The sequence below is a fragment of the Tunturiibacter gelidiferens genome (genome assembly GCF_051013345.1).
Classification (GTDB): Bacteria; Acidobacteriota; Terriglobia; order Terriglobales; family Acidobacteriaceae; genus Edaphobacter; species Edaphobacter gelidiferens_A.
In genome coordinates, this window is record NZ_CP132939.1 from 1,233,846 (window position 1) to 1,249,752 (window position 15,907).

Consider the following 15,907-nt stretch of genomic DNA (forward strand, 5'->3'; position numbering starts at 1 on the left):
AGGCTTGAAACGCATGTCATTTGGACACGAACATAACGGAGAAGCGGGCGGGCAGGACGACCACTCCCACCACGGCCCGCGAGTACTGCCTGCGTCGCTCGCTGCGCCGGAGATTCTCTCCGCCTGGCGGATGCGTGCGCTGATCATTTTTGCGGTCGCCACGATTCTGTCGATCTTCTTCGCCTTCACCCATGAGGGAAAGAATCATATCCTTCGCGCCTACCTGTTGGGGTACATGATCTGCTTCAGCTTCGCGGGTGGCGGGCTGGCGATGTTGATGCTGCAGTATGTCAGCGGCGGTAAGTGGGGCCTGTTGCTGCGACGACCGCTCGAGGCGATGACGCGCACGATCTGGCTGGTGGGGCTTATGTTCGTACCCATCATCTTCCTGTGGAAGCATTTGTACCAGTGGGCGGCGTTTCCGACGGCTGGAGCGGTGGCTCAGGCGTTGTCAAATCACGCGGTAACTCTTGAGCAGGCGATGACGTTGAACGCGAAGCGCGCTATGTTGAATCCTGGCGCTGCAATCTTTCAGACGGTTTTTATCTTCGCGATTCTCTTGCTGTTTGCTTTCCTCCTCAACAAGTGGTCGATGGAGCGTGATGCAGATCCGGCGCGTGGGACCGAGCCGAGCTTTGACCGTTGGCGGGTGAAGTTCGAAAACCTGAGCGGCATTGGAATTCTGATCTACGTCATTCTCCTGACCGATGGTGCGATTGTCTGGATCAAGTCACTGGACATCACCTGGTACTCGTCGATCTGGGGGCTGCAGTTCCTGGTAGGGCAAGGGTACGCTGTCCTCGCGCTTGGCATTCTTTCGGTGATTCTGCTTTCGCGCTTTGAGCCGATGAAGACGATGTTGAGGGCGACCGAGCAGCATGATCTGGGCAAGCTGGCATTTGCGTTCGTGATGCTCAACATCTATCTCTGCTTTGCCGAGTTCCTGATCATCTGGTCGGGCAATGTGCCGGACGAGATTCCCTGGTATCTGAACCGGATTCATGGCGGGTGGTGGTATGTCTGCTCGGCGGACTTCATCTGTCACTGGCTGATTCCTTCTGCCTGCTGCTGTCGCGGGACCTGAAGCGGAACAAGCAGAAGATGATCTGGCTGACTTGCTTCATGATCTTCGCGCGCTGCCTGGATATGTTCTGGCTGATTGAGCCGAACTTTGCCGATGCTGCAGGCAATCTGCATCTCGCGGGCAACGTTGGAATTCTCGCGTACATCACTGTTCCCGTGGCCGTTATTTCGCTATGGGCTGCTTATTACATGACGCAACTGCAAGCACGTCCTCTGCTCAATGTGAACGATCCTCACGTTGAAGAGATGTTGGAGCCTGAACATGCCCACTAACGATCACGAGATGCACCAAACACCGGGAGCACACGACGCTCATGTCCCTGACGCGGATTCTCCGGGATATGAAACGACGGACGTCAATGCTGGCGGAGTGGCTGTATTTCTGGCTGGCCTGTTTGGGTCCGTGTTGGTCTTCTTCCTCTTCTGCTTTGTGATGGGTAAGGTCATCAACTCGGCGATTGAAAAATCTGACGGGCCGACGACCAGGTGGAACAAGTTGTCAGCGTTTGCAGGTGCCGAGACCACCAACGGCAAGCGGCAGGATCTGGCCAGCAACCCGGAGATGCAGCAGAGAGAGTTCCAGCAGATGACGTCGAGTTTCCCGGAGCCTCGTCTGGATATTGATGACGGCAATCAGGCGACGGCGGACATGCATGCCCGCGAGGATCTCCTGCTTAACTACTACAGCGTTACTCCTGCCGAGAATGGGTCGATTCGGATTCCGATCTCTCGTGCAATGGAGTTGATCGCGCAGCGCGGTCTCCCGGTCAACCCTCAGGCGGCAGCGGCAACCGTCGAGATGGCCGGAGATGAGAAGCCAGTGGTCTCGGCTCCTTTGACCTCCGGATTTGCCCGGACTGGATATGAGCTTGAGGTTATCGAAGCACGGGAGCAAAAGATGACATACGGCAAAGCTGAAGCAGCAACGCAGGCAGAGCTTGCTCCAGCAAAGTAATGAATTTGCTCAAGCAGATTTATCATAGAGAAGAGATATGAGATACGGGCGGACAATCCGAGGTGGATGGCAGGCGGCAATACTTTGTTTCGCACTGCTGGGCGCTCCGTTGTCGGCGCAAGTCTCAAGTTATGGCGATAAGCAGAGTGGTGATAACGCCGGCGACCAGTTGCCGCAGGTGCTGCAGAAGGTTGGAGTTTCACAGCATTTGAATCAGCAGCTTCCTCTGGACGCGTCCTTTGTGGACGACACCGGGAAGACTGTAAAGCTGGGTGATTACTTTGGGAAGCATCCCGCGATTCTTTCGTTGGTTTACTACAACTGCCCGATGCTGTGCTCTGAGGAGCTGGACGGACTGACCGGTGCGATGGAGATGGTCAAGCTGACACCCGGGAAAGACTTCGATGTGGTCATTATCAGCATCGACCCGAGTGAGACTCCGGAGACTGCGGCGGCAAAAAAGGCCTTCTATGTGAAGCGTTATGGGCGCCCGGAGACTGCTTCGGGCTGGCACTTCCTAACGGGGCAGCGACCGGCGATTGATGCGGTGACGAATGCGGTTGGTTTTGGATATGTCAAGGTTCCCGGGCCCGATGGAAAGCTGACGCAGTTCGCTCACGCCAGTTCAATCGAGATTGTTACGACGGACGGAAAGCTGGCTCAGTACTACCTGGGAGTGGAGTACTCGCCGAAGGACATGCTGCTGGGGCTGATCGATGCTTCGGGCAACAAGATTGGTTCACCCGTGGCGAACATTTTGACCTACTGCTATCACTACGATCCGCAGACGAATAAGCACTCGCTGATCATTGCGCGAGTGGTGCAGTTTGGCGGCATGGTGACCGTGGCGGGTCTAGGTGGCTTTATGTTTTTGATGTTTCGACGAGATGTCAACCCAGCGCGCGAACACGACCTGACTAAGAAAGAGAACGGATAAAGGGTAACGATGCATATCAGTCCAGTCCTGTGGCAATTTTTGGTGAAGTGGCTTAACGCTTCGGCGCTGTTTCCGCGCGAGGCGTCGACCATCGCGCCCTACGCTGACGCGCTCTACTTCTTCCTGCTGTTGATCACGGTCGTCGGCCTGACGTTGGTGGGTTTCCTTGTCTTCGGTTTCTCGATCCGCTACCGCAAGGAGAGGCATCCGGAGGCGATCCAAGTAGAAGGCTCGACCCTGCTTGAGGCGACCTGGACCATCATCCCTCTCGCTCTCTTCCTGATTGTGTTTGTTTGGGGTGCGCTGCTGTATTTCCGCATCTACAACCCCCGACCAACGCTATGAACATCTACGTGGTGGGCAAGCAGTGGATGTGGAAGGCAGAGCATCCGGGCGGGCAGCACGAGATCAATGCGCTGCATGTGCCGACTGGCCGTCCTGTGCAGTTGACGATGATCTCGCAGGACGTGTTTCACAGCTTTTCCATTCCTGATTTTCGCGTGAAGCGCGAGGTGATTCCGGGACGCTACTCCACGGTTTGGTTTCAGGCGACGACTCCAGGAACCTACCATATCTTCTGCACGCAGTATTGCGGGACGAATCACTCCGCAATGATTGGCGAAGTTACCGTGCTAAGCCCTGATGACTACGATAAGTGGACGCAGGAGTCCACTAGTGGCATGTCGTTGGCTCAGAATGGCGAGAGGCTCTTCGCCAGTATGGGCTGCAACGCATGCCATTCGGGGAGTGCCGCTGCTCGCGGACCGAATCTCGCAGGTGTTTACGGCTCGAAGTTGCAACTAACCAGCGGGTCACAGGTGCTGGTCAATGATGCTTACCTGCGTGATGCGATCCTCAATCCTTCGCAGCATATCACCGCTGGATACGCCCCGATCATGCCGACCTACCAGGGGCAGATCAGCGAAGACGGATTGATCGATCTGGTCGAGTACATCAAAGCTATGCAGAGCAACTATCGTGTCCAGCAGACGCTGACCACGTCACAGTCGAACCAAGCGGCGCCGACAACGCCAGGGGTGGTGAAGCCATGAGTGCAACGAGTTACACGATCGTCAACCTGCCGGACCAGAGGACGGCCACGATTCCAAAGCGCAATTATCTGAACAACGAGGACGGGCTGCTCAGCTGGCTGTTCACTGGCGACCACAAGCGCATTGCGATGCTGTATCTGATCTCGATCACCTTCTTCTTTTTCATCGGGGGTGCATTTGCAGGTCTGATCAGGCTTGAACTGCTGACGCCCCAACCAGATCTTGTCGCTTCAGACACGTACAACAAGTTCTTCTCGATGCACGGTATCGTGATGATCTTCCTCTTTCTGGTTCCATCCGTTCCGGCGACCCTGGGGAACTTCCTGATTCCGATCATGTTGGGCGCGAAAGATCTCGCCTTTCCCAAAGTTAATCTGTTGAGCTGGTATCTTTACTGGCTTGGCGGTCTCGTCGTTCTTGGAGCTATGGTGCTGGGCGGCGTAGACACTGGCTGGACCTTCACCACGCCCCTCTCCACGCACTACCTGAATACCCATGTGGTCACGGCTGCGACGGGCGTCTTCATTCTCGGATTTTCGTCGATCTTCACGGGGCTGAACTTTATCGTAACCATCCACCGTATGCGGGCGCCGGGAATGACCTGGTTCCGGATGCCGCTGTTTGTCTGGTCGCACTACGCCGCGTCAATCCTGATGGTGCTTGGCACTCCTGTGCTGGCGATTACTCTGGTTCTTGTGGCGCTCGAGAGACTGGTTGGAATTGGAGTCTTCGATCCAACCAAAGGTGGCGATCCGCTGCTGTTCCAACACCTCTTCTGGTTCTACTCGCATCCTGCTGTATACATCATGATTCTTCCTGGCATGGGAGTCATCTCTGAAGTCATCAGCACGTTTAGCCGCAAGCGAGTGTTCGGTTATACGGCGGTTGCGTTCTCGTCCGTAGCGATTGCTCTGTTTGGGTTCTTTGTCTGGGCTCACCACATGTTCATCATGGGCGTCTCCAACTACTCGGCGCTGGTGTTCTCGCTGTTGACGATGCTTGTGGCGGTCCCTTCGGCAATCAAGATCTTCAACTGGGCATTTACCTTGCAGAAAGGTTCGATCACGTTCGAGACCCCGATGCTTTACGCCTTTGGGTTCCTGGGACTGTTTACGATCGGTGGCATGACGGGAGTCTTTCTAGGCGCCCTGGGTATGGACATCCACCTGACGGAGACGTACTTCATCGTTGCTCACTTTCACTTTGTGATGGTGGGCGGAATGCTGATGGCGTTTCTCGCGGGCATCCACTTCTGGTGGCCGAAGATGACCGGGCGTATGTATCCTGAGTCGCTCTCCAAGCTTGCAGCGGTTACGACCTTCATCGGATTCAACCTGACTTTCCTGCCGCAGTTCATTCTTGGTTATCTGGGTATGCCGCGACGGTACCACGCCTATCCGCCGGAGTTCCAGGTGCTGAACGTTCTGTCGACAGCGGGTGCCACGGTACTTGGCGTCGGCTACATGCTGCCGCTGCTTTATCTGGGGTGGTCGCTGAAGTACGGCGCTATTGCAGGCAATAACCCGTGGCAGGCTACCGGACTCGAATGGCAGATTCAATCGCCGCCGCTGACCGAAAACTTTATTGAGACGCCGGTCGTGGATCATGAAGCTTATGACTACGAGTGGCTCGCACACAAGACTGCACAAGAGGTGACGACCGTTGGATAACACGATCGTAGCTACGCATCCACACACGCACGAGACCGCAGTTGCGGCGGAACACGAACACGTCGTTCTTCCGCAGCACCGCCATCACTTTGAAACGAAAGAGCAGCAGCGCGAGGCTGCCACGTTTGGCATGTGGTTGTTCCTCCTGACTGAAATTATGTTCTTTGGCGGCCTCTTCTTCGCCTACCTGCTGTACCGCAACTGGTATCACGATGCGTTCGTCGTATCTTCCAATCAGCTCAGTATCCCTTTGGGCGCTGCCAACACCGCCATTCTGATCACCTCTGGATTCTTCATGGCACTTGGGGTGTGGGCTGCGGAGGTGCAGAAGAAGGGTCTGCTTGTCCTTTTTCTCGTGCTCACAACGTTCTTTGGAGTCGCCTTCCTCGGGATCAAAGCGGTCGAGTATCACGAGAAATGGGAGAAGCATCACATTCCAGGCGCGCACTTTGATGTGTCCGAGTTCGTCAATCCGCAGGCTTATGGGTTGAAGGAGAAGCCGCTTGCACCTGATATGGCGCAGAAGACGCAGGTATTCTTCTTCCTCTATTTTGCGATGACCGGAATGCATGCGTTCCACATGATTTTGGGAGTTGGACTCTTGTTCTGGCTTACATGGCGCGCCAATAGAGGAGAGTTCTCTTCAGGGTATGTTGCTCCTATCGAGAACTTCGGATTGTATTGGCACTTCGTGGATATCGTCTGGCTCTTCCTGTTTCCCTTGCTTTATCTCATCAACAGACACCCCGGCTCCTAGCCGCAGCTGTAGTTGCCGTTTTGGCCTGGAAGGAGAAGACTATGTCCGAATATCACGATCCGTCGAATGTCATCAATCCGGAGCATGCCGATCATCACATCATTACGCCGGTGACGTATGGAATCGTTTTTGCAACGTTGCTGGTCTTTACCGGGATTACAGTGGGCGCAGCCTATATTGATCTGGGTATCTTCAATCCAGTCGTCGCGCTGGCTATTGCAAGCTTCAAGGCTGTTGTAGTCATTCTGTTTTTCATGCATGTCAAATATCAGTCGAATCTGATCAAGTTGACGGTTGCTGCAGGGTTTTTCACGTTTTTAGTCTTGATCACAATGACTATGAGCGACTACATCAGCCGCGCATGGGGCCTTTGGTAGTGCAGATTGTTTTCACAGGGATGCGGCCTTCGGGCCGCATTTTTTATTGCGTCGAACTTGTGTTGCGGCACCTCGTACACTCGAATTATGCTCTTTCCGCGATCTGCCCTGTCGGAAGAATTGCTGAGCTGGTCGAAAGATTCCCGCGTGACAGTGAGGCGGGATGGAGCGCCAGATCCGGAGGGAAGGTGCGTTGTCTACTGGATGCAAAGGGCTCAGCGCGGTATCGACAATCATGCGGTTGATCTTGCCGCTAAAGTGGCTAACCTGCTTGGCCTTCCGCTTGTAGTCTATTTTGCGGGGATCTCTAACTTTCCCCACGCGAATCTGCGTCACTATGTTTTTCTCAATCAGGGTCTGCCGGATATCGAGGCCGATCTTGCGAGTCGAAATATTACGTTTGTGATGCGTCGGGCTCCTCGCGAATCGCACCAACAGTTGTTAGCTGACGTGCATGCAGTGTTTTTGGTTGGGGATGAAAATCCCATGCGGGTGCCAGAACAGTGGCGTAAAAAATTGGCATCGAAGATCAAGATTCCGTTCTGGACAGTCGATACGGATGTAGTCGTTCCTTCGAAGCTTATAGAAAAGGCTCAGTACGGTGCTTATACGATTCGTCCGCGCCTGTATCGTCTTCTGCCCGAATTTCTGCATCCCTACGAAAATGTCCGCGCTGAGCATGCATGGAAGCGGCCTCGGGGGTTTCATGCCGATTCCGTCCATGAGGATATGACGCGCGATTGGAAGGAACTCGACCGTAGCGTTCTTCCGGTTGAAGCGTGGCACGGGGAACTCATGCCGCGCTCCGGCGTCTCAAGTTTTTTATAGGAAAACTCTTGGAAGACTACGACATACAGCGTAATCATCCGGAGACCGATGGCACTTCTTGCATGTCGCCATACCTACATTATGGGCATATAGGTCCAATCACGATTGCTCTCGCCGTGGATGCGGCTGCGAAGGCGAATCCCAAGTTGCACTCTGCGCGCGACAGCTACTTCAACGAACTGATCGCCTGGCGCGAACTTGCTGTCAACTTCGTGCGCTACACGGCAAACTATGACTCACCTGACTGCGCTGAGAGCTGGGCGAAGACGACTATCGCCGAACACGCTCGCGACGAACGCGAACATTTGTACACGCTTCATCAGTTGGAGAATGCGCACACTTTTGACGATCTTTGGAATGCTGCCCAGATCCAAATGGTTCGATATGGCTGGATGCATAACTACCTGCGGATGTACTGGGCAAAGAAGATTCTGGAGTGGACACCCGACGTTGCGACGGCGATGAAGTACTCGATCTATCTCAACGACAAGTATTTTCTGGACGGCCGCGACCCGAACGGATACGCCGGTATTGCGTGGGCGGTCCTGGGAAAGTTCGATCGCGCCTGGGGCACGCGGCCCATCTTCGGCAAGATTAGATATATGTCCGGTGCGTCGACGGGCAAGAAGTTCGATTCCAAAGAATACATTCGGCAGATGGAAGTCCTGCCTCAGTAAAGTTCGCTGGCGTTTTAGGCGTTCAGAGGGGTCTATCTTCTCGGCAAACCGCGTCCTTCATTGCCACATCGGCGGCCGATATTTGTTTCTTGTCCTCGACTAGTAAGCCTACAACTATGATGAGATTGTGGCGTTGTTGCGGCTGATGGTAGATTCGAGAAAAGGCGGATGTTGTCGATTCCTGCTACATCGCTCGCTGAGGAAGACTTTGAAGAGGTGGCCAGAGAGCCCCGTAATTTCTGAGAGTCAAAACGTTGATGAGAGATTTCTCATCCCGTTCTGGCACAGTCTGTCGTACTTCTCCTGCTCTAGCGTTGACTCATCCTATGTCAGCTTGCAGCATCATTGTTAGCTGTCTTTAAGTTGCGGATCACACGCTATGGGCCTAGTCGTATCCTCACAACACGAGCGTCTCGCGCATCATCTCCGCCACTGTGTGAGTCGCTTTTTTTATACGATTGTTCTTTTTCTCACGTTTACTGCGCCTATTCTCGTCTTTGGCCAGTTGTACCCTACACCAGCAACTGCGAAGCCCGAAGGCACTGTTCCGTCGGCGTATTCCATCTCTTCGCACATGGTTCGGTCGCGTCGATTTCTCGGCGGCCGTACTCTTGCGGGAGCTGTGCCGGCTGCGCAAGCCATGGATGTCGCTCGTCAGAAGCATGCAGGGATGCTGATGCAGCAAGCGGCTTTGCCTCAACTATCGAGTCTAAGTGCGCCGTGGCAGGCAGTGGGGCCAAATCAGGTCGCCAGCATCGCCTATGGCAACGTGACGGGCCGCGTTACCGCGATTGCGATCGATCCGGCCGATCCAACCGGAAATACGGTTTATCTTGGGACGACCGGCGGCGGAGTTTGGAAGTCGAGCAATGCGGCCGGACCATCTGCCAGCGTTACGTTCATCCCTCTTACCGATACGCTGCCGGTGTTCAGCGCGAACGCCGGAACTGCAGCCATCCCATCGCTCAGTATCGGCGCAATCAGTGTTCAAGCCGGCGTGATCCTGGCCGGGACTGGGGATTCTAACGACGCATCCGATTCCTTTTACGGTAGCGGGCTGCTGCGATCCGCCGATAACGGGGTGACGTGGACGCTCATTCAAAACTCGCAGGATGGCGTGGCAGGTAATCACCTTTTCAGTGGACTTGGTTTTGCAGGTTTTGCGTGGAGTTCAACGACTCCGGGTACTGTCGTAGCAGCGGTCTCGCAGGCGGCCGAGGGTGTTCTCGTCAACGCGCCGGATACGACTAACAGCGTGATGGGCCTTTACTACTCGATCGACGCCGGTGTCACCTGGCAGATGTCAACCATCATGGACGGCAGCCAAACCGTACAGACGCCGCTACCTTCTAACGGAGATCTCGGTGGTAGAGCGGCGACAGCGGTTGTCTGGAACCCCATTCGTCAGCGCTTCTACGCCGCGGTTCGCTATCACGGATACTATGAGTCAGCAGATGGTGTGACGTGGACGCGTCTTGCGAACCAACCTGGGCAGGGGCTCTCCACAGCGGCCTGTCCAGTAGATCCAAACTCGATAGGAAGCACATCGTGCCCGATCTTTTGCGGGGCTTTGGCTGTACAGCCTGACACTGGCGATACGTTTGCGCTGACGGTCGATAAGAATAATCTCGATCAAGGTCTGTGGCAGGATGTGTGTGGTCTATCCGGAGGGAGCTGCGGAAGCGGCATTGTTACCTTCGGCAAACAGTTGCCATCGGGCGCGCTGGAGATCGGCAATGGCAGCAACGTCATACCCCAGGCAGACTATAATCTTGCGCTTGCGGCTACGCCATCGGGACCGAGCGGCTCGACCCAGGACACGATTTTGTATGCCGGGACGACCGATCTTTATCGCTGCTCTCTTGCTGCAGGGTGCGTGTTGCGCAACTCGACCAATGCGGTAAATGGATGTGCCGCTCCCGCGCAGGTCGCGCCCGCTCAGCATGCGATTGCCACGTTGGCGACGGCCTCCCAGCCACTGATTTATCTTGGCAACGATGGAGGCCTATGGCGGTCGACCGACGGTGTAAACGAGCAGTTACCTCCATGCTCCGCCGATGACGCGACTCACTTTCAAAACCTCAACGGCGGCCTCGGTTCACTGGCAGAGGTCATAAGCTTCGCACAGCATCCGTCGGACGCCGGGGCGCTGCTTGTCGGTCTTGGGGCGAATGGCACCGCAGCAACTGCATCTCTGAGTTCAAGCTCGTGGCCGCAGCTTTCTACGGGCGAAGGCGGCACGGTCGGAATCGACCAGACAAATCCATTGCTGTGGTACGTCTCCACTGCCGCCGGGGTGAGTATCCGTCAGTGTTCCAAAGGTGCGGCCTGCACGTCCGCGGACTTTATGGGGACGCCGACGATTGGGCCTGCGCAGGTCGATGAAGATGACTCCCTCATCGATGCTCCCTGGCTGCTCGATCCCGCTCTTCCGTCCAATATTCTCGTCGGGACTTGCCGGGTGTGAAGTGGACCGGCGGGTGATGGGTCCTTGTGGTCGTCGTCGAACGCGCTAAGCAGCTTTCTGGCCGGCCCTCAGGGCACATCCTGCGCTAGTTCAAATCCGGTTCTGCGATCTCTAGCTGCAGGTGGCCTCATAAGTAACGCATCGGCTGCGCAGGATGCAGGTTCGCCGGTTCTCTACGCCGGAATGGCGGGAAGACTTGATGGGGGTGGGAGCGCTGGAGGCCATCTTTACTCCATCACCACGGCGGGGACCGCAAACAGCACAACGACCTGGACCGATCTTGCAACTTCACCTGTCACAAATGGGCAAGGGACAAGCTTCAACTCAGGGGCTTCGATCTCTCCTCCCTCGCAGCGGATCCTCATGACGCGACTGGGAACACCATTTATGCGACGGTGATGGGGTTTGCAGGAAATGGAATCAACGCAGCGCATCTCTATCGCTCCATCGATGCCGGTGCTCATTGGAGCAACATCAGCAGCAACCTTCCTGATGCCCCGGCGAACAGCGTCGTCGTCGATCCCAACGATGCCAATACTCTTTATGTCGCGATGGACACGGGGGTGTATGTCACGACAGAGGTTACCACTTGTACCACTGCTAATTGTTGGAGCGTTTACGGTACTAATTTGCCGAATGCCCCTGTAGTCGAACTCGCGGCTGCGCCAGCCATGGCAACGGGTGATGGCCGCACCGGTGAGTTGCGCGCTGCAACTTATGGTCGCGGATTATGGCAGATTCCCCTGGTTACGGCAGCTACCGCTGCGCAGCCGACAATCAGCCTCAATCCTCCTTCGCCTACCTACCACGCGCAGTCGATCGGTACAGCGAGTGCGACGCAGACTATTACAGTTACAAATACAGGGCTTGCCCCGCTTACGGTCAGCCAGGTGGCAGTCCCGGTCGATTTCAATGAGACTGATAACTGTAAGGGAGCGCCTATTGCTATCAACCTTACATGCGCGATTCAGGTACGTTTTCTGCCAACTGCAACGGGGAGTCGTAGCGGTATCCTCACTGTCTACGGCAATGTTGCCGGCGGGCAGGCGACCGTGACACTATCGGGTACTGGATTGGCCGCGGCGGCTATTGTCCTCGATCCCGTTGTGCTCACTTTTCCTTCAACACCTCTCAATGCAACCAGTCCGGTCCAGAACATTACAATCTCCAATACGAGTAATGCCGCTGTGGGCTTGCAGGGGACGATCATAACCGGCGGAGACTACAGAATCACGGTCAACACCTGCGGTCCCAGCCTTGGACCAGGTGGATGCACAGTCGGTATCGCCTTTACGCCTACGGCCTCCGGAACGCGAAGCGGAACCTTAACCGTGACCGATGATGTGGGAACGCAGACCGCCTCGCTGATTGGAGTTGGGACATCTCCTGCGACAGACGCGCTCTCGCCACTGTCATTGGCTTTTGGCGTACAGCAGATCGATAGTGCAAGTCCTGCACAACAGATCACCCTGTCCAATACGGGCGATCTGCCGCTGACCCTGATTGCTGCACAGATTACGAGTGGAGACTTTACGGTAGTCAATGCCTGCGGCAACTCGCTGAATCCGCATTCAACGTGTTCGATGAATGTAAGTTTTGCGCCGAAGAACATCGGACCGCTCAGTGGTGTGCTTTCAGTATCGGATCAATACAGAACTCAGACCGTCGCGCTAAACGGTATCGGCGTTGCGCCGCCTGGCGTGTCCCTGGCTCCCTTTTCGACGGTAGCGTTTCCCGCTACCGGTGTTGGTCTTCAGTCTGCTCCGCAGACTGTCACGCTAACGAACAACGTGGATGTGCCGCTCTCGATACAAGGAATTTCGCTTACGGGAGACTATGTGATTCTGCCCAATAGCAGCACTTGCGGTGCTAGCGTTGCGGCTAATACAGCGTGCGTGTTGCAGGTTGCTTTTGCGCCGACCGTAGGTGGGCCGCGTTCCGGATCGCTTACCGTGACAGATAGCGCGGGCAATTCCCCTCAGAAACTTTCACTTACCGGGCCGGGTGTTGATTTCACACTCACCACGAATGGGATTACCAGCATTAGTATTACGAGTGGTCAGAACGCTGTTTTTCCGTTGCTGCTCAGTTCGTCGTCAAATGTTTCTGGCACGGTAACTTTCACCTGCACGGGGATTCCTGCTAACTCAACCTGTAACGTCACCCCCTCAAGCATTCCGCTTGGCAGTACGACTACAGTCTCCGTGACGGTGTTGACGGGGGTTGCTGCGGCGTCTTCATCGGGCCGATCTTCGACTAGTCGCCCGAGCACACTTTTGTTTGCGACTTTGTTCCCGTTCGTGTTGCTGGTGCTGCGGCCAGCGCGCCGCTCAAACGTGGCCGGTTTTGCTTTGCTCTGTTTGCTGCTCGTTGCGAGCGGCTGCGGTGCGGGACGGGAGATTCCTTTGACGAGTGGATCGAATCCAGGCGCGCCGTCGGGCCCCGTGACAACGGCGGGAACTTACACCGTAGTTGCGGGAGCGACGAGCGCTGGCTTGACGCGAAGTGTCAATCTCACACTGATCGTTCAGTAAATCGCCGGCCTTGGATGCTGCGAGTGCTTAAGCCGACTGTCCTGCACTCACTCCGGAGGCCCACGCCCACTGGAAGTTGTATCCTCCCAGCCATCCTGTTACGTCGACGACCTCACCAATAAAATAGAGACCTGCTACCTTACGACTCTGCATCGTCTTCGCGTCCAGTTCTGCGGTGTCAACGCCCCCACTGTGACCTCGGCTTTGGCGTAGCCTTCGGTTCCTGCCGGCGTAAGACACCACTCGTGTAAATGCTGTTCCATTCTCGCTAAAGATGCGTTGGTCCAGTCGGCCGGTTGGTAGAGCGCAACCCATCGCTCTGCCATACGAGCCGGCAAGACCGCGCGTATGGCGTTCGTCGCTGCGGTGGCATCTCTTCGTGCATTTCTGGACAGCAACGCGGCCAGGACATTTGAGTCGGGTGCGAGGTCTATTGTGATGGCCTCGCCCGGTTGCCAATAAGACGATGTCTGCAAAATCGCTGGACCGCTGAGTCCGCGGTGCGTAATCAGCATCTTCTCGCGGAAGTCACCTCGTCGAGGGCGTGTTCCCGCCATACTCACGACCTCAGCCGAGACACCTGCCAGGTCGCACCATTGCTCGCGATCCTCGGGGCTGAGGGCGAGGGGAACCAGGCCCGGCCTGCACGCAACGACGCGTAGGCCAAACTGTTCGGCCAGACTATAGCCGAGTGCGGTTGCGCCCATCTTGGGAATTGAAAGGCCACCGGTGGCGATGACTACGGACTCGGATCGAAGTATTACATCCGATGTTTGAACTTCGAGGTAGTCTTTGCGATGGACGGAGATTGCTTTCGCGCCGAGGATTATGCGAACGCTCGCCTCTGTGCATTCGCGTTCCAGCATTGCGACGATGTCGTGGGCGGAACGGTCGCAGAAAAGTTGTCCAAGCGTCTTCTCGTGGTAGCGGATGCCGTGTCTTTCGACCATGGCGATCATGTCTGAAGGTGTGAAGCGGGCGAGTGCGGACTTTGCAAAGTGGGGATTTTCTGAAAGAAAGTTCTCTGAGCGGCAGTGAATGTTGGTGAAGTTGCAGCGGCCACCGCCTGAGATCAGGATCTTTTTTCCAACGCGCTCGGCGTGATCAAGCAGGGCCACTTTGCGTCCGCGCTTCCCGGCTTCGATGGCACACATCATTCCCGCCGCACCAGCGCCGAGTACTACGACATCAACCTTCTCCACGTGCGGTCTCGCTGTCATTGATTGGAGGTCTTCGTTTGCCTGATCTTAAATTCCTCTCCGTCGATATGGCGTCTTTCGGACTGCAATCTGAGGGAGGACCTTTTGTGGATCTCTTCCGATGTCACCCCACCCGGCAGATGAGGCACTTGAGATAGCTGGTCTCGGGAAGGGTCAGGATGGCGGGGTGGTCGGGGGCGGCGCCGCGGGTCTCGAGGAGCTGGACTCGTCGGCCTGCGTCGGAGGCGGCGGAGGAGACGACCTCGGTGAACTCCTGCAGGGGGACGTGGTGGGAGCAGGAGCAGGTGATGAGGGTTCCGCCGGGGCGGAGCATCTTCACGGCGCGGAGGTTGAGCTCCTTGTAGCCGCGCATGGCGCCTTCGGCAGCGCGCTTCGACTTGGCGAAGGCGGGCGGATCGAGCACGATGGTGTCGTATTGTTGGCCGGTGGATTCGTACTCGCGGAGCAGCTCGAAGGCGTCGGCTTCGATCCACTCGACCTTTGCTGGAAGTTCGGGGTTGAGCTCCCGGTTGCGATCGGCTACTTCGAGGGCGCTGCGGCTGGCGTCGACTCCGGTTACGTGGCGGCAGCTCTGGGCCATGTGGAGGGCGAAGCCGCCTTGATAGGTGCAGATGTCGAGCGCGTTGCCGTTGGCGTATCTTGCTGCTGCGGCGTAGTTGAGACGCTGGTCGAGGAAGGCACCCGTCTTCTGGCCGGAGCCTGCGTCGAAGTGAAAACGAAGACCGTTGATGGTGAAGATCGTGGTGAGTTGTGGCGATTCGGTGGTGTTTGTGTGGAGGGGGCCTGGGGTCGGCGGGGCGAGCTGCTCGAGTTCGCGGATCTTTGGGTCGGGGCGCTCCCAGAGGGTGATGCCACCGTTGTCGGGGCGGAGGTGTTCGCGGACGACTTCGGTTATTAGGCTTCGTATGTCGTCCTGCGCGGTGCCCTGGGTGAGGAGTTGGAGGATGACGAGGTCGTTGTAGCGGTCGGCGACGATGCCGGGGAGGTTGTCGGCCTCGGAGAAGATGAGTCGGCAGGCGTCATCTTCCATGGACTCGGGCGCAACTTCGTCTCGCAGGGCGAGGGCGGCGAGGACTCGTTCGCGTACTTGGTCGAGGTAGGCGGTTCGGGTCAGGGCGGCCTCGTTCGAGACGATTCTTACTGCGATCTGCGAGGCGGCGCTGTAGAGGCCGGTTCCGAGGGGGATGCCACGGCTGTCCATCACTGTGATGAGGGCTCCGGGCTGGAGGTCGGTGGCTCCGATGGGGGGATTAGGGACTCTACGTCTGACCGGTAGACCCAGAGGTGTCCTGCTCGCAGGCGGTCTGCGGCGCGGCGGGTGATCGCTGCGGCTGGTCCGTGGGGCTGGGC

Annotated in this window: 17 protein-coding genes; 14 read left to right on the top strand and 3 right to left on the bottom strand. The window is 56.5% G+C overall.

The genetic code is table 11. The annotated features are described in order from the left end of the window. The first annotated feature begins 13 nt into the window (after nt 1–13). The 14 genes from RBB80_RS06020 (at nt 14) to RBB80_RS06085 (ending at nt 13,337) form a co-directional block, all read left to right on the top strand. Nucleotides 14–1,084 carry a hypothetical protein gene (locus tag RBB80_RS06020; RefSeq protein WP_433967343.1) on the top strand — a complete coding sequence of 357 codons (1,071 nt, stop codon included), beginning with the start codon at nt 14–16 and terminating at the stop codon, nt 1,082–1,084. A gap of 17 nt (nt 1,085–1,101) precedes the next feature. Next, nucleotides 1,102–1,356 (top strand): hypothetical protein, encoded by a 255-nt coding sequence (locus RBB80_RS06025; protein WP_433967344.1) that lies wholly within the window; start codon nt 1,102–1,104, stop codon nt 1,354–1,356. Next, nucleotides 1,346–2,038: a hypothetical protein gene (locus tag RBB80_RS06030; RefSeq protein WP_433967345.1), complete on the top strand. Its 693-nt coding sequence runs from the start codon at nt 1,346–1,348 to the stop codon at nt 2,036–2,038. The genes RBB80_RS06025 and RBB80_RS06030 overlap by 11 nt, the downstream gene beginning before the upstream one ends. A gap of 37 nt (nt 2,039–2,075) precedes the next feature. Beyond that, nucleotides 2,076–2,975, top strand: a complete 900-nt coding sequence (locus tag RBB80_RS06035; protein ID WP_433967346.1) for an SCO family protein — start codon at nt 2,076–2,078, stop codon at nt 2,973–2,975. A gap of 9 nt (nt 2,976–2,984) precedes the next feature. Continuing rightward, nucleotides 2,985–3,320 carry a cytochrome c oxidase subunit II transmembrane domain-containing protein gene (locus RBB80_RS06040; protein ID WP_433967347.1) on the top strand — a complete coding sequence of 112 codons (336 nt, stop codon included), beginning with the start codon at nt 2,985–2,987 and terminating at the stop codon, nt 3,318–3,320. Further along, nucleotides 3,317–4,027, top strand: a complete 711-nt coding sequence (locus RBB80_RS06045) for a cupredoxin domain-containing protein (protein ID WP_433967348.1) — start codon at nt 3,317–3,319, stop codon at nt 4,025–4,027. Before RBB80_RS06040 ends, RBB80_RS06045 begins: the two co-directional genes overlap by 4 nt. After that, on the top strand, nt 4,024–5,697 hold the full coding sequence (locus RBB80_RS06050; protein WP_433967349.1) for a cytochrome c oxidase subunit I: 1,674 nt from the start codon (nt 4,024–4,026) through the stop codon (nt 5,695–5,697). The genes RBB80_RS06045 and RBB80_RS06050 overlap by 4 nt, the downstream gene beginning before the upstream one ends. Further along, nucleotides 5,690–6,454 carry a cytochrome c oxidase subunit 3 gene (locus RBB80_RS06055; RefSeq protein ID WP_433967350.1) on the top strand — a complete coding sequence of 255 codons (765 nt, stop codon included), beginning with the start codon at nt 5,690–5,692 and terminating at the stop codon, nt 6,452–6,454. The genes RBB80_RS06050 and RBB80_RS06055 overlap by 8 nt, the downstream gene beginning before the upstream one ends. 41 nt (nt 6,455–6,495) lie before the next feature. Then, a complete protein-coding gene (locus RBB80_RS06060) occupies nt 6,496–6,831 on the top strand; it encodes a cytochrome C oxidase subunit IV family protein (RefSeq protein ID WP_433967351.1) in 336 nt (111 codons plus the stop codon). A gap of 204 nt (nt 6,832–7,035) precedes the next feature. Then, a complete protein-coding gene (locus RBB80_RS06065) occupies nt 7,036–7,659 on the top strand; it encodes a deoxyribodipyrimidine photo-lyase (protein WP_433967352.1) in 624 nt (207 codons plus the stop codon). An 8-nt stretch (nt 7,660–7,667) separates the two neighbouring features. Continuing rightward, entirely contained in the window at nt 7,668–8,336 is a 669-nt protein-coding gene (locus RBB80_RS06070) for a hypothetical protein (protein ID WP_433967353.1), read from the top strand. 379 nt (nt 8,337–8,715) lie between these two features. Further along, complete coding sequence (locus RBB80_RS06075) at nt 8,716–10,803, top strand: WD40/YVTN/BNR-like repeat-containing protein (RefSeq protein ID WP_433967354.1); 2,088 nt, start codon at nt 8,716–8,718, stop codon at nt 10,801–10,803. A gap of 24 nt (nt 10,804–10,827) precedes the next feature. Next, on the top strand, nt 10,828–11,202 hold the full coding sequence (locus tag RBB80_RS06080) for a hypothetical protein (RefSeq protein ID WP_433967355.1): 375 nt from the start codon (nt 10,828–10,830) through the stop codon (nt 11,200–11,202). Next, entirely contained in the window at nt 11,202–13,337 is a 2,136-nt protein-coding gene (locus tag RBB80_RS06085) for a choice-of-anchor D domain-containing protein (protein WP_433967356.1), read from the top strand. The genes RBB80_RS06080 and RBB80_RS06085 overlap by 1 nt, the downstream gene beginning before the upstream one ends. A 27-nt stretch (nt 13,338–13,364) precedes the next feature. Here the strand turns inward: RBB80_RS06085 and RBB80_RS06090 are convergent, their stop codons facing one another. The 3 genes from RBB80_RS06090 to RBB80_RS06100 all read right to left on the bottom strand — a co-directional run bounded on the left by RBB80_RS06090 (nt 13,365) and on the right by RBB80_RS06100 (nt 15,758). After that, the gene (locus RBB80_RS06090; protein WP_433967357.1) at nt 13,365–13,490 is read right to left on the bottom strand and encodes an NAD(P)/FAD-dependent oxidoreductase; all 126 of its coding nucleotides are present in this window, start codon (nt 13,488–13,490) and stop codon (nt 13,365–13,367) included. Then, on the bottom strand, nt 13,472–14,557 hold the full coding sequence (locus tag RBB80_RS06095) for an NAD(P)/FAD-dependent oxidoreductase (RefSeq protein ID WP_433967358.1): 1,086 nt from the start codon (nt 14,555–14,557) through the stop codon (nt 13,472–13,474). The genes RBB80_RS06090 and RBB80_RS06095 overlap by 19 nt, the downstream gene beginning before the upstream one ends. 103 nt (nt 14,558–14,660) lie before the next feature. Then, nucleotides 14,661–15,758, bottom strand: a complete 1,098-nt coding sequence (locus tag RBB80_RS06100) for a class I SAM-dependent rRNA methyltransferase (RefSeq protein ID WP_433967359.1) — start codon at nt 15,756–15,758, stop codon at nt 14,661–14,663. Nucleotides 15,759–15,907: the final 149 nt, after the last annotated feature.

What these genes read in the sequence shown, in the direction of transcription:
- RBB80_RS06040 (WP_433967347.1), top strand. Translation starts at nt 2,985, where the DNA reads ATGCATATCAGTCCAGTCCTGTGGCAATTTTTGGTGAAGTGGCTTAAC.
- RBB80_RS06030 (WP_433967345.1), top strand. Translation starts at nt 1,346, where the DNA reads ATGCCCACTAACGATCACGAGATGCACCAAACACCGGGAGCACACGAC.
- RBB80_RS06100 (WP_433967359.1), bottom strand. Translation starts at nt 15,758, where the DNA reads ATGGACAGCCGTGGCATCCCCCTCGGAACCGGCCTCTACAGCGCCGCC.
- RBB80_RS06025 (WP_433967344.1), top strand. Translation starts at nt 1,102, where the DNA reads ATGATCTGGCTGACTTGCTTCATGATCTTCGCGCGCTGCCTGGATATG.
- RBB80_RS06065 (WP_433967352.1), top strand. Translation starts at nt 7,036, where the DNA reads ATGCAAAGGGCTCAGCGCGGTATCGACAATCATGCGGTTGATCTTGCC.
- RBB80_RS06020 (WP_433967343.1), top strand. Translation starts at nt 14, where the DNA reads ATGTCATTTGGACACGAACATAACGGAGAAGCGGGCGGGCAGGACGAC.
- RBB80_RS06060 (WP_433967351.1), top strand. Translation starts at nt 6,496, where the DNA reads ATGTCCGAATATCACGATCCGTCGAATGTCATCAATCCGGAGCATGCC.
- RBB80_RS06035 (WP_433967346.1), top strand. Translation starts at nt 2,076, where the DNA reads ATGAGATACGGGCGGACAATCCGAGGTGGATGGCAGGCGGCAATACTT.
- RBB80_RS06085 (WP_433967356.1), top strand. Translation starts at nt 11,202, where the DNA reads ATGGGGTTTGCAGGAAATGGAATCAACGCAGCGCATCTCTATCGCTCC.
- RBB80_RS06050 (WP_433967349.1), top strand. Translation starts at nt 4,024, where the DNA reads ATGAGTGCAACGAGTTACACGATCGTCAACCTGCCGGACCAGAGGACG.
- RBB80_RS06045 (WP_433967348.1), top strand. Translation starts at nt 3,317, where the DNA reads ATGAACATCTACGTGGTGGGCAAGCAGTGGATGTGGAAGGCAGAGCAT.
- RBB80_RS06075 (WP_433967354.1), top strand. Translation starts at nt 8,716, where the DNA reads ATGGGCCTAGTCGTATCCTCACAACACGAGCGTCTCGCGCATCATCTC.
- RBB80_RS06095 (WP_433967358.1), bottom strand. Translation starts at nt 14,557, where the DNA reads ATGACAGCGAGACCGCACGTGGAGAAGGTTGATGTCGTAGTACTCGGC.
- RBB80_RS06090 (WP_433967357.1), bottom strand. Translation starts at nt 13,490, where the DNA reads ATGCAGAGTCGTAAGGTAGCAGGTCTCTATTTTATTGGTGAGGTCGTC.